General features: G+C 71.7%; 10 protein-coding genes. 4 read left to right on the forward strand and 6 right to left on the reverse strand.

Features of this window, described 5'->3' with window-relative positions; genetic code table 11:
- Positions 1–19 precede the first annotated feature (19 nt).
- From xylB to ACN28C_RS11640, 4 genes are all read left to right on the forward strand, one after another.
- Entirely contained in the window at positions 20–1,435 is a 1,416-nt protein-coding gene (xylB, locus tag ACN28C_RS11625) for a xylulokinase (protein WP_422773500.1), read from the forward strand.
- Positions 1,436–1,774: 339 nt separating this feature from the next.
- Positions 1,775–3,073 carry a hypothetical protein gene (locus ACN28C_RS11630; RefSeq protein ID WP_422773501.1) on the forward strand — a complete coding sequence of 433 codons (1,299 nt, stop codon included), beginning with the start codon at positions 1,775–1,777 and terminating at the stop codon, positions 3,071–3,073.
- Positions 3,074–3,175: 102 nt separating this feature from the next.
- Positions 3,176–3,490, forward strand: coding sequence for a DUF6458 family protein (locus tag ACN28C_RS11635; RefSeq protein WP_421494941.1), 315 nt, complete (start codon positions 3,176–3,178; stop codon positions 3,488–3,490).
- Positions 3,491–3,719: 229 nt separating this feature from the next.
- On the forward strand, positions 3,720–5,177 hold the full coding sequence (locus ACN28C_RS11640; protein WP_422773502.1) for an MFS transporter: 1,458 nt from the start codon (positions 3,720–3,722) through the stop codon (positions 5,175–5,177).
- Positions 5,178–5,191: 14 nt separating this feature from the next.
- Here ACN28C_RS11640 and ACN28C_RS11645 read toward each other — a convergent pair whose 3' ends face one another.
- The 6 genes from ACN28C_RS11645 to ACN28C_RS11670 form a co-directional block, all read right to left on the reverse strand.
- Entirely contained in the window at positions 5,192–6,844 is a 1,653-nt protein-coding gene (locus tag ACN28C_RS11645; RefSeq protein ID WP_422773503.1) for a glycoside hydrolase family 13 protein, read from the reverse strand.
- A 125-nt stretch (positions 6,845–6,969) separates the two neighbouring features.
- Positions 6,970–7,995, reverse strand: coding sequence for a LacI family DNA-binding transcriptional regulator (locus tag ACN28C_RS11650; protein ID WP_422773504.1), 1,026 nt, complete (start codon positions 7,993–7,995; stop codon positions 6,970–6,972).
- Positions 7,996–8,098: 103 nt separating this feature from the next.
- Complete coding sequence (locus tag ACN28C_RS11655) at positions 8,099–9,067, reverse strand: carbohydrate ABC transporter permease (RefSeq protein WP_422773505.1); 969 nt, start codon at positions 9,065–9,067, stop codon at positions 8,099–8,101.
- 1 nt (position 9,068) lies between these two features.
- Positions 9,069–10,136, reverse strand: a complete 1,068-nt coding sequence (locus ACN28C_RS11660) for a carbohydrate ABC transporter permease (RefSeq protein ID WP_422773506.1) — start codon at positions 10,134–10,136, stop codon at positions 9,069–9,071.
- Positions 10,137–10,209: 73 nt separating this feature from the next.
- Positions 10,210–11,553, reverse strand: a complete 1,344-nt coding sequence (locus ACN28C_RS11665) for an ABC transporter substrate-binding protein (RefSeq protein ID WP_422774626.1) — start codon at positions 11,551–11,553, stop codon at positions 10,210–10,212.
- A 175-nt stretch (positions 11,554–11,728) separates the two neighbouring features.
- Positions 11,729–12,487: an HD domain-containing protein gene (locus ACN28C_RS11670; protein ID WP_422774627.1), complete on the reverse strand. Its 759-nt coding sequence runs from the start codon at positions 12,485–12,487 to the stop codon at positions 11,729–11,731.
- Between the last annotated feature and the right edge of the window lie 8 nt (positions 12,488–12,495).

Consider the following 12,495-nt stretch of genomic DNA (forward strand, 5'->3'; position numbering starts at 1 on the left):
CCCGGAGGGAGGGCATGAGATGGCGCTCGTCGCCGGGGTCGACTCGTCGACCCAGTCGTGCAAGGTGGTGATCCGGGACGCCGGGACCGGGGCGTTGGTCCGCAGCGGCCGGGCGGCGCATCCGGACGGGACCGAGGTCGATCCACAGGCGTGGTGGGAGGCGTTGCGGGCCGCCGTCGACGAGGCCGGCGGGTTCGACGACGTGGCGGCGGTGTCGGTCGGTGGCCAGCAGCACGGGATGGTCTGCCTGGACGAGTCCGGTGCCGTGGTGCGCCCGGCCCTGTTGTGGAACGACACCCGCTCGGCGGAGGCGGCGGCCGAGCTGGTGCAGGAGCTGGGTGGCGGCGAGGCCGGGGGGCGGGCCTGGGCGGACGCGGTCGGCAGCGTGCCGGTGGCGAGCTTCACCGTCACCAAGCTGCGCTGGCTGGCGCGGCACGAGCCGGAGAACGCGGCCCGGGTGGCGGCGGTATGTCTGCCGCACGACTGGCTGACCTGGCGGCTGGCGGGTGCGCCCGGCCTCGACGCGCTGCGAACCGACCGGGGAGATGCCAGTGGGACGGGCTACTGGTCGCCGGTGACCGGCGAATACCGGCTCGACCTGCTGGAGCGGGCGCTCGGTCGGGTGCCGGTGGTCCCGGCGGTGCTGGGGCCGGCGGAGGCGGCCGGGCGGCTGCCGGGTGGCGCGCTGCTGGGTCCCGGGACCGGGGACAACGCGGCCGCCGGGCTCGGCGTCGGTGCGATGCCGGGAGACGTCGTCGTCTCGATCGGTACGTCGGGGACGGTGTTCAGCGTCGCGGACACTCCCGCCGCGGACCCGTCGGGTGCGGTGGCCGGGTTCGCCGACGCCACCGGGCGGTTCCTGCCACTGGTCTGCACCCTCAACGCGGCACGGGTGCTGGACGCGGCGGCGGCGATGCTCGGCGTCGGGCTTGACGAACTGGCCAGGCTGGCGCTGTCGGCACCGGCCGGCGCGGAGGGGCTGGTCATGGTGCCGTATCTGGAGGGGGAGCGGACGCCGAACCGTCCCCTTGCGACCGGCGCGGTGCACGGACTGACCCTGCGGACCGCCACCGCGGCACACCTGGCCCGGGCAGCGGTGGAGGGGATGCTCTGCGCGCTGGCCGACGGGCTGGACGCGCTGCTCGCGCAGGGGGCGACGGCGAACCGGATCATCCTGGTGGGTGGCGGTGCCCGGTCGGAGGCGGTGCGCCGGATCGCGCCGGAGGTCTTCGGCTGTCCGGTGCTGGTGCCCGAGCCGGGGGAGTACGTCGCGGACGGGGCCGCCCGGCAGGCCGCCTGGGTCCTCCAGGGTGGGTCGCAGCCGCCCTCGTGGTCGGCTGGCCAGGTCCAGGAGTACGCCGGCAACGGCGTCCGGCAGATCCGTGAGCAGTACGCCCGCGCCCGCGACCTGATCCTGGAACGGACGACCGGCTGACCGCTGCCGACCCACCGTTCCACGGACATCCACCGACGCCTATGGAACGGTCGGTCGGCGTTTGGCACACTGCCTGTGGCCGGCGTTCCGGCCGTGACGGTGTGCGAGCGTGAGGGGGGCCTGTCGATGGACGCTCCGGTGGTCGACGGGGTCCGGGAGGGGCCCGGCGAGCGGTCGAGGTCCGAGCGGTCGAGGTCCGAGCGGTCGAGGTCCGAGCGGTCGAGGTCCGAGCGGTCGGAGTCCGAGCGGTCGGAGTCCGGGGAGCCCGCGGAGGGGTCCGGACGGTCCCCGGAGGCGCCGGGCGGGGCGGCGGAGCGGTCGGGCGGCGGCGTCGCGGCGGTGGTGGAGCCATTTCTGATCGCGGCCGGCATGGCGCTGCTGGCGTTCACCCCCCGCCCGCCGATGATGGGTGACGGTCTCGCCCGTTACCAGGCACTACTTCAACTGCTCGAACAGCGGCAGCTGCCGGAGATGCCGTACTCGCTGATCGGGCCGCTCTTCGCGACGCCGCTCTGGCTGATCGGCCGCTGGTACGGCGACCCGCAGCCGTTCCTGGCGCAGTACAACCTGCTGCTCTTCACCCTGGCGCTGGTCGCGGTCCACCAGCTGCTCCGGGACCGGATGGAGCCCCGGCTGCTCCGGCGGTTCCTGCTGGTGCTGGTCGCCGGCAGCATGATCGCGGTGCACGTGCAGGACTTCTACGGCGAGGTCTTCACCGCGACGACGGTCGGCGTCGGGCTGCTCGCCGCGACGCTGCCCGGGACGAGCCGGTGGACCCGGCTCGCCGGCTGGGGCGGCGTGGTGCTCGGGGTGGCGAACACCCCGGCGTCGGTGGTCGCGCTCGGCCTCGTCGTCGCGGTGCGCTGCCTCCGCGAGCGGCGGCTGCGCTACCTGTCGGTGCTGGTGGCCACCGGCCTGCTGATCGCCGCGGAGGCGTGGCTGCGCTTCGGTGACCCGCTGCACCGGGCGTACGCCGGCAACGGCGGCGGCCAGACCGTGATGCCGTACTCGGGCGAGCCGGGCTTCTCCTATCCGTTCCTGCTCGGGGTGGCCGCGATCCTCTTCTCCTTCGGCAAGGGGCTGTTCTGGTTCACCCCAGGACTGTTCCTGCGGCTGCGCCGGCCGGGTGACGCGGTCTCCGATGTCTGGCTGTCGTGGCTGCTCTTCGTGGCCGGTCTGGTGCTGGTCTACGCCTCCTGGTGGGCCTGGTACGGCGGTCTGTACTGGGGACCCAGGTTCTTCCTGATCGCCATCCTGCCGGCGAGCCTGGCCCTCGCCGTACGGCTCGGGGCCCGGGACGCCGGGCCGTGGGCGAACCTCGCCACCCTGGCTGCCGCGCTGCTCTCGGTCTGGGGCGCGGCCAGCAGTCTCGTGTATGGGCAACTCTGGCCGTGGACCTGCTACGAGAACAACTACTACCTGGAGTCGCTCTGCCACTTCACCCCGGAGTTCAGCCCGCTGTGGTATCCACTGGTCGAGGCGCCGGCCCTGACGGGCTGGCAACGGGTCGCACTCGGCGGGTACGGCGTGGTGCTGCTCTGGCTGGTGGCGCCGCTGCTCGGGCGGATGCTGCGGCAGGCCGGCGCGGCAATGGCCGGCCGGCGCCGGCTGCTCTCCTGGCGGACCTGGCGCTGGTAGGGCGAGGGGAGACCTGCCGGTCCCTCCGGGGACCGGATTGGCCGGCTCGGGGATTGGGTAGCAGCACCATGACAGCCAACACCCCCTGCAAGGAGGCGTGTCATGGGTATCGGCACCAGCATCTTCCTGATCGCGCTCGGTGCGATCCTGACCTTCGCGGTGGACGTCGCCATCGGCGGCCTGGACCTGGACGTGGTCGGCTGGGTCCTGATGGCGGCCGGTGTGCTCGGCCTGATCCTGACCATGGTGTTCTGGAACAACCGGCGCCGTTCCGCCGCGACCACGACAACGACCACCGAGCCGACGGAGTACCGGCAGGCGGAGACCGAGCCGGTCGAGTACCGGCGGGGTGTCGCCGGCGAGCCGGCCGAGTACCGGCGGGTCGAGGAGCGCCGGGACGTGACGCCGCCGCGCTGACCGACGGACCGGTCGACGGGGTCGGCGCCGCCGACCCGGTCGACCGGTCCGGACCGCTGGGTTGGCGGTCGTGCCGCCCGTCAGGTGTGGATGACCCGTCAGGTGTGGATGACCCGTCAGGTGTGGATGACCCGTCAGGTGTGGACGGGCCGCCGCAGCAGAACACCGGCCAGGCGTCCCCGGTGATCCTGTCACCTCACCGTTACCTGATCCTGGTTGGGTGCCACACATGACGATCGGCGGCCGTGTCGCCCGAGGTGGGGGGCCGGTCCACCGGTTCTACAGCGTCGCGGTCTTCGTCGTGCTCGCCTCGCTGGACAACGTCGCCATCGGGCTGGTGCCACCGCTCTACGGCTCGATCGCACCGGCGCTCGGCGTCGGCACCGGCGCGATCGGCGCGGTGACCGCGACGAGTTTCCTGGTCAGCGCGGTGGCCGCGGTCGGCTGGGCATACGTCGGGGACCAGACCAACCGCAAGCCGCTGCTGATGACCGGCACCCTGCTCTGGGCCGCCGGGACCGCCGGCAGCGCGTTCGCCGGCACGTACCCGGCGTTCTTCGGCGCGCAACTGCTGGCCGCGATCGGGCTCGGCGCGGTGGGCTCGGTCGGCTTCTCCGTCGTCACCGACCTGGTCAGCCCGCGCCGCCGGGGCGTGGTGCTCAGCTTCTGGGGGCTTTCCCAGGGCGTCGGCACCCTGGCCGGCACCCTGGTCGGCGGCGTGCTCGGCGCGCACGACTGGCGCCGGCCGTTCCTGCTGCTCAGCGTCGCGGGCCTGGTGGCGACCCTGGCCTACCTGCTGACCTACGACATCCGGCGCGGCCAGAGCGAGCCGGAGCTGACCGAGGCGATGGCCGCCGGCGGGGACTACGACTACCGGATCAGCCACGCCGACCTGCCGGTGATCCTGCACCGCAGGACGAACCGGTGGCTCGTCCTGCAGGGGCTCACGGCCCAGGTGGCGTTCGGCTCGCTGGTCTGGCTGCCGGCGCTCTTCCGGGAGCGTGCCGAGGCACAGGGTTACTCGTCGGCCACCGCCACCATGGTGGGGAGCATCTTCGCCGTGCTGTTCCAGCTCGGCGGGGTGCTCTCGATCGTCGGCGGACTGGTCGGCGACGCCGCGCAACGGCGTACGCCCCGGGGCCGGGCGCTGGTCGCGGCGATCGGAATTCTCGCGGCGGTGCCGTTCTACGCGGTGTTGTTCTTCGTGCCGATCCGGATCGACGTGCCGGACGGCGCCGGCGCCGGCGCGGTGGCCGGGGCGGTGCTCGGCAGCGTCCTCACCGAACCGACGGTCGGGATCGGCCTGCTCACCGCCCTGCTCGCGCTCGGCCTCACCTCGGCCAACTCACCGAACTGGTTCGCGCTGATCGCCGACGTCAACCCGCCGGAGCACCGGGGCACGGTCTACAGCCTCGGCAACCTGGTCAACGGGGTGGGCCGGGCAGCCGGCAACGGGCTGATCGGGGTGGCCGCCCAAGCGCTGCGCTCGGCCTTCCCACCGCCGCTGAACTTCGCCGTAGGACTCGCCGCCTTCCAGCTCTTCTTCCTGCCCACCGGGATCATGTACTGGCTGGCCTCCCGCACCGCCCCCGACGACATCCGGGGCGTGCACTCCCTGCTCACCGAACGCGCCGAAGCCGCCGCCCCACCGGTTAGGAAGGGCCCCCGCTACAACAGAAAACGATAAGCGGGGGCCCTTCCTTACTCCTGAAACCAGACGGTGACGTCGGTGGGCACCCGGCCGTCGGGGTCGAGCGGGCCGCTGGCGTGCAGCAGCTGCGCTCCCTCGGGCAGCGGGACGGGGTCGGCGCCGAAGTTGGTGAGCACCCGGGTCGCGCCGTTGCGGAAGTGCAGCACCTCGTCCGGGCTGGTCAGCCACTGCACCGTGCCGGTGCCGAGCCCCAGCTCCCGGCGCAGCCGCAGGCTGGTCCGGTAGAGCTCGTAGGTCGAGCCGGCCACCCCGCGCTGCCGGTCCAGGGCGTACTCGGCCCAGATCTCCGGCTGCGGCAGCCAGCTCGCGTCCCCCGGGCCGAAGCCGTACGACGGGGCGTCCGCCTCCCAGGGGATCGGCACCCGGCAGCCGTCCCGGCCGCGCTCGGTGTGCCCGCTACGCTCCCAGGTCGGGTCCTGCCGGGCCTCGTCCGGCAGGGTGGTGTGCTCCGGCAGGCCCAACTCCTCGCCCTGGTAGAGGTAGGCGGAGCCGGGCAGTGCGAGCATCAGCACGGTGGCGGCGCGGGCCCGGCGCAGCCCGACGACGGAATCGGGCTGCGGGTCGTCGACCCCGATGCCCCGGGGTCGGGGCGTGCCGACCGGGAGCCCGAGCCGGCTGGCGTGCCGCAGCACGTCGTGGTTGGAGAGCACCCAGGTGGTGGGCGCGCCGACCGCCTCGTTTGCCTCGAGCGAGCGGGTGATCACCGCGTACTGGATCGGAGCGGTCCAGGTCGCCTCCAGGTACTCGAAGTTGAACGCCTGGTGCATCTCGTCCGGCCGGACGTAGGCGGCCAGCCGCTCTGAGGACTGCACCCACGCCTCGGCGACCAGGATCCGCTCGCCCGGATACTCCGCCAGCACCCGCCGCCACTCCCGGTAGATCTCGTGTACGCCGTCCTGGTCCCACATCGGCGGCCGGGGGCCCTCGGTGCCCTCTCCGGTCACGGGCTCCACCGGCGGATGCCAGTCCGCCAGGTCGGCCTGCTTGACCAGCCCGTTCGCCACGTCGACGCGGAAACCGTCCACCCCCCGGTCGAGCCAGTGGCGCAGGATGTCCAGAAACTCGGCGCGTACCTCGGGGAGGTCCCAGTTGAGGTCGGGCTGCTCCCGGTCGAACAGGTGCAGGTACCACTGCCCGGGGTTGCCGTCCGGCTCGGTCACCCGGGTCCAGGCGGGGCCGCCGAAGACGCTCTGCCAGTCGTTCGGCGGCTCGGTGCCGCCGGGGCCGCGACCGTCCCGGAATATGTAGCGCTGCCGCTCCGGGCTGCCCGGTCCGGCGGCGAGGGCGGCGGTGAACCAGCGATGTGCCGACGAGGTGTGGTTGGGCACCAGGTCCACGATGAACCGGAGGCCGCGTTCCCGGGCTGCGGCGATGAGCCGGTCCAGGTCGGCCAGGGTGCCGAAGAGCGGGTCCACCTCCCGGTAGTCGGCCACGTCGTAGCCGGCGTCCGCCTGCGGGGACGGGTAGAACGGTGAGAGCCAGACCGCGTCGACGCCGAGCTCGACCAGGTGGTCGAGCCGGGCGGTGATCCCGGGCAGGTCGCCGACGCCGTCGCCGTTGGAGTCGGCGAACGAGCGGGGATAGATCTGGTAGATGACCGCGTGCCGCCACCACGGCACCGCGCCGGCCGGGTCGGTGGACATGGCGGCGGAGGAGGTCGTTGCGGTGCTGTTCAGGGTGCTCTCCCTACGTTCGCCCGCTCGGCGGCGGTGTCGGCCTACGGTCTCAGCCGTTCTGGTGCTGGCCGGTTCGGATTGGGTCGGTCGGTTCAGTCTGCCCGGGGCGGGCCGGTCGAATCCCGGACGACGAGCCGGGTGGGCAGGATCACCGGGTCCAGTTCCTCCTGGCTCCGCGCCCGGCCGGCCAGCGGGCCCAGCAGGCTGGCGGCGGCGAGCTGGCCCTGTTCGGCGGCGGGCTGGGCGACGGTGGTCAGACCGAACGCGCCGGCCAGGTCGTGGTCGTCGACGCCGACCACGCTCACCTCCTGCGGCACCCGCAGGCCGGCCAGGCGTACCGCGTTGACCACACCCATTGCCATCTCGTCACAGCTCGCGAAGATCGCGGTGGGGGGATCACCCCGGGTGATCAACTGTTCGGTCGCCGAACGGCCCCCCTCGGCATCCGCCCGGGTCTCGATGCCGAGCCGAGGATCGGGGCGGATCCCGGCGGCGTCCAGCGCCTCGCGGTAGCCGAGCTGCCGTTCCAGATGGGCGGGATGGGCGAAGTCGTCGGCCGGGTCGCCGAAGACGCAGGCGATCCGCCGGTGCCCGAGCCGCAGCAGGTGTTCGGTGGCGGCCCGGCCGGCCGCCCGGTCGTCGATCCGGATGCTCGGCCAGCCCGGCACCACCGTGCCGGAGCTGACGGTGACCCCTGGCAGCGCCAGGTGGGCGATGACGGCCAGGTCGCCGGCGCCGATCGGCGTCGCGACCAGCATCACCGCGTCGGCCCGCTTGGGCAGGTTGGCCTTGCGCAGCAGGCGTGCCCGGGCCTGCTCGCGGCCACCGATGTTGTAGAGCAGCAGGTCGTATCCGGCGGCGTGCAGGATCTCCTCGGCACCCTCCAACACGGCGCCGACGAACCAGGGTGTGATCCTGGGGACGATCACGGCGACGGTGCAGGTTTTTCCGCCGGCCAGCCGGGAGGCGCTGGGCGAGGCGGCGTAGTCGAGTTGCTCCGCGGCGAGCAGCACCCGGATCCGGGTCGTCTCGGAGACGGTCGGCAGCCCGCGTAGGGCACGGGAGACGGTGGCGGTGGAGACCCCCGCCAGACGGGCCACGTCGTCGATTGTGGTCACGGGTGCCATCCTGATCCGACCTTACCGCCGGTGCCGAGCGCCCGCACGGTCACGGGCCGCCGGGCGGGGTGCCCGGCGACCCCGTTCGGTCCGGGCCGACCGGTCAGCCCTTGACACCGCCGGCGAGCAGGCCACGTACGAAGTAGCGCTGGAGGGAGAGGAAGACGATCAGCGGTACGACGATCGAGATGAAGGCGCCGGAGGTCAGCCGCTGCCACTCGTTGGCCCGGGTGCCGGCCAGCTCGGCCAGGCGTACGGTCAGCGGCGCCGTCTCGCTGCCGCCTCCGGCGAAGATCAGCGCGACCAGCAGGTCGTTCCAGACCCAGAGGAACTGGAAGATGCCGAAGGCGGCCAGGGCCGGGACGATCAGCGGCAGCGCGATGGAGCGGAAGATCTTCGGATGGGTGGCGCCGTCCACCCGGGCGGCCTCCATCAGGTCCTTCGGGAGCTGCGACATGAAGTTGTGCAGCAGGAAGACGGCGATCGGCAGCGCGAAGCAGGTGTGTGCGAACCAGACCTGGACGAACTTCTCCTCGTCGTCGAGGTTCCACGCCGGGAGCAGCCCGATGCCGCCCAGGCTGACGCCCTCGGAGAAGAAGCTGAGCAGCGGCACCAGCGCCATCTGCAACGGCACGATCTGCAGCGCGAAGACGGCGATGTAGATCCAGTCCCGACCCCGGAAGTTCATCCAGGCCAGCGCGTACGCGGCCAGCGCGGCGAAGGCGAGGGGGAAGAGCACGGACGGGATGGTGATCACCAGGGAGTTGACGAAGTATCCGGCGAGTTGCCCGGCCGATGCCGAGCGGCCGAAGAGCACCTCCTGGTAGTTCTCCAGGGTGAACTGGGGGTTGCTGAAGGCGGTCCACCAGCCGGTCGTCTTGATCTCGTCCTCGGGCCGGAACGAGGAGACGAAGAGGCCGAAGGTGGGAATCGTCCAGAGCACCGCGATCACGATCGAGACGGCGGTCGCGACCGGGGTGTTGAGCCGGCGGCGGACCCGGGCGCCCCGGGTGGCCGGCGGCGTGTCCGCGTCCCGGGTGCCGGCCGGCGCGGGAGGAGTCGTGGTGGTCATCTCATACCTCCCGTTGCCTGCGCAGGTTGCGGATCTGGTAGATCACGATCGGGATCACCAGGACGAAGAGGAAGACGGCCAGCGCGGATCCCTGTCCGGTCTGGCCGAACCGGAACGCCTGGTTGTACATCTCGTTGGCGATCACACCGGTGTCGAAGTTGCCGTTGGTGGTGGTCCGGACGATGTCGAAGACCTTCAACGTGGCGATCGAGACGGTGACCACCACGACGATCAGGGCCGGCCGGATGCTCGGCAGGGTGATCTGCCAGAACATCTGCCACGGGTTCACCCCGTCCAGCCGGGCCGCCTCCACGACGTCGTTCGGGATCGCCTTGATCGCCGCCGAGAGCACCACCATCGCGAACCCGGCCTGGATCCAAATCATGATCACGATCAGCAGCAGGGTGTTCAGCGGCGGGTTGGCGAGCCACTGCCGGGGCTCGCCGCCGAGCAGCACCCAGACCTGGTTGAGCAGGCCGATCTGGTCGTAGTCGGCGCTGCGGTAGGCGTAGACGAACTTCCAGATGATGCTGGCGCCGACGAACGAGATCGCCATCGGCATGAAGATCAGCGCCTTGGCCACCGCCTCGAACCGGGCCCGGTCCACCAGGACCGCGTAGACCAGCCCGACCGTGGTGGCCACCAGCGGCACCAGGATCACCCAGATCAGGGTGTTGGTGAGGATGCCGAGGATCTCGTCCTGGGCGAACATCCACCGGTAGTTGGCGAACCCGACCCAGCTGTCGCTGCCACCGTCCATGAAGGAGAGCACTGTGGTCCGGACGGCCGGGACGACCAGGCCGACCGCCAGCAGGAGCAGGGCGGGCAGCAGGAAGAAGAGCGCGAGCCCGCCCTCGGGACGGTTCGCCACCGAGCGGCGGCGCGGCCGAGGGCCGGCGGCGGGCGGGGCGTCGGCCCGGGCCGCCGCGACCAGCGCCGCCTCGCGGCGCCGGGCGAACCAGTTGGGTACGACGTCGAGCAGCACGAGCAGTCCGCCGACCACGACCGCGAAGGCGATCAGGCCGTAGAGCAGCATCAGCAGTTTCGGTGCCTCGTCGGCGAATTCCATCAGCGCCTCCAACGCCGGGTTGAGCGGAAACGACGGTCCGGCCCGCGCAGGTGCGGGCCGGACCGTCGGCGGACTACTTCGGCCAGGAGCCTTCGACGAAGTCGAGAGTGCTCTTGGTGTCCTTGCCGTTGACCCAGTCGACCATGCCCTTCCAGAGGGTGCCCGAGCCGACCGCGGCCGGCATCAGGTCGGAGCCGTCGAACCGGAAGACCGCGCTCTCATCGAGCAGGACCTCCATCGAGAGCTTGTCCACCGCCTGGGTGACGTTGTTGACGTCGAGCTTGTTGTTCGGCGAGATCCAGTTGCCGAGCTTCGCCCGGGAGTTGGCGTACTCGCCGGTCATCAGGTACTGCCGGACGGCCTGCACCGCCGGACCGTCGGTGAAGGCCACCGTGAACTCGCCGCCGCCCAGCACCGGCTTGCCCTTGCTCGGGTCGACCGCCGGGAAGTAGAAGGCGTAGATGTCGCCCTCCGGCCCGATCTTGGTGCCCTCGGGCAGGTAGTTGGCGTAGAAGTTCGCCTGCCGGTGCATCGAGCACTGGCCCTGGAGGATCGGCAGGCCGCCCTCCTGGAACGGGGTCGTGATCAGGCTCTTCACGTTGCCGTAGCCGCCGTTGACGTACTCGGGGTTCTTGAGTACCTGGCCGGCCTGGTCGACCGCCTGCACGACCCGGGGGTCGTTGAACGGGATGCCGTGGGTGGTCCACTGGTCGTAGACCTCCGGCGGCTGCGTACGCAGCATCAGGTCCTCGATCCAGTCGGTGGCCGGCCAGCCGGTGGCCTCACCCGACTCCAGGCCGACGCACCACGGCTTCTGGTCGGTCGCCGCGATCTTGTCGCTGAGCTCCATCATCTGCTGCCAGGTGGTGGGCACCTGGTAGCCCTTGTCGGCGAACGCCTTCGGCGAGTACCAGACGAAGGACTTCACGTTCGCGCCGAGCGGGGTGCCGTAGGACTGGCCGCCCACCGTGGCGTACGTGAGCCAGTCGGCCGGGTAGTTCGACTCGGCCAGGCTCTTCTGCTCGGCCGTCATCGGCTTGAGCTTGCTGGCGTTGGCGAACCGGGCGAGCAGTCCGGGCTGGGGGATGAAGGCCAGGTCGGGCGGGTTGCCGCCGTCCACCTGGACCTGGAGCTGCGCCTCGAACTCGCCGCTGCCGTCGTAGTCGATCTCGATCCCGGTGCAGTCCTCGAACTGCTTCCAGGACTCCCGCAGCAGGTCGGCCTCGGCGTCCCGGATCGACGCGTAGATCGAGACGTTCTCGCCGTCGTGGCCCTGGTATGCCGAGTACGGCTCGCACTCCGCAGAGTCGGGGTCGAGCCCGCTCTCGCTCTCGCCGGAACAGGCGGTGGCGCCGAGTGCCAGGGCCAACACACCGGCGATCGCGAAGGCCTGGCGTGGTCTGGACTGGACCGCCATGCCGTCCTCCTTTCGTGCCGGCATGCCGGTCACCTGTTGGCGTCCGAGCCGGCCTGTGGGCGTCACCACATGTAAGCGCTTGCAGCCAAGATCGTCCAGACCCAGTGAGCCACGAGGCCGTAACGATTCGGAAACCTGCTCAGCGCCGCGCTCGGGGATGCCCGATGAATCCGGGCTAGTCGCCGGTGCGAGCCGCCGGCATGCCGGCCGGGCCGTCGAGGATCGCGGCGAAGCGCTGCTCGGCGAGGTCGATCTGGCCGAGGATGTGCGTCCGGGCCTCGGTGGAGAGCGGGGTGTCCGGTCGGGTGACCAGGTCGCGGAAGAGCGGCACCAGGGGGCGGTACTTCCGCGCCGAGCGCTGCACCTTTTCCCCGGTGGTGTGGATGATCCCCACCCCGTTGTCGGTGAAGTCGGAGACCTTGATCACCCGGGCCCAGGGTTCCCGGTCCAGGCTCTCCGTCAGGTGGGCGAGGTACTGCTCGTCCCGGTCCCGGCCGGGGTCGTACTCCGGATTGGTGACCGCCGCGACGAGTCGGGCGACCCGGGGATTGAACCGCCGGGCGACCTCGGCCAGGCCGGCCTCGGTGGCCACGGCACGGTTCGTCTCGGCGGGCAGGCCGGCCAGCTCCGCCGGGTGGTCCTCCACGGCGTCGTGCAACAGCGCCGCCACGATCACGTCGACGTCGGTCACCGAGTAGTAGCAGATGATCCGGATCGCCACCCGGAGCAGGTGGTTGAGGTAGGGCTCGCGTACCCGGCGGTCGTCGCGGTGCAGGGTGGCGGCCAGCTCCAGCGCTGTCGCCAGCCGGGCCTGGTCGGCGGCGCCGAAGCGCGCCGCCACCTCCAGCCGGAAGCGGTCCCGCAGGCCGGCCTCGCCGTAGACCTCGGTCACGGCGTGCAGCGGCATGCTCATCAGGTGCGTCGGCGAGGCCATGTCGTCCA

The organism is Plantactinospora sp. WMMC1484, assembly GCF_049315195.1.
Lineage (GTDB): Bacteria > Actinomycetota > Actinomycetes > Mycobacteriales > Micromonosporaceae > Plantactinospora.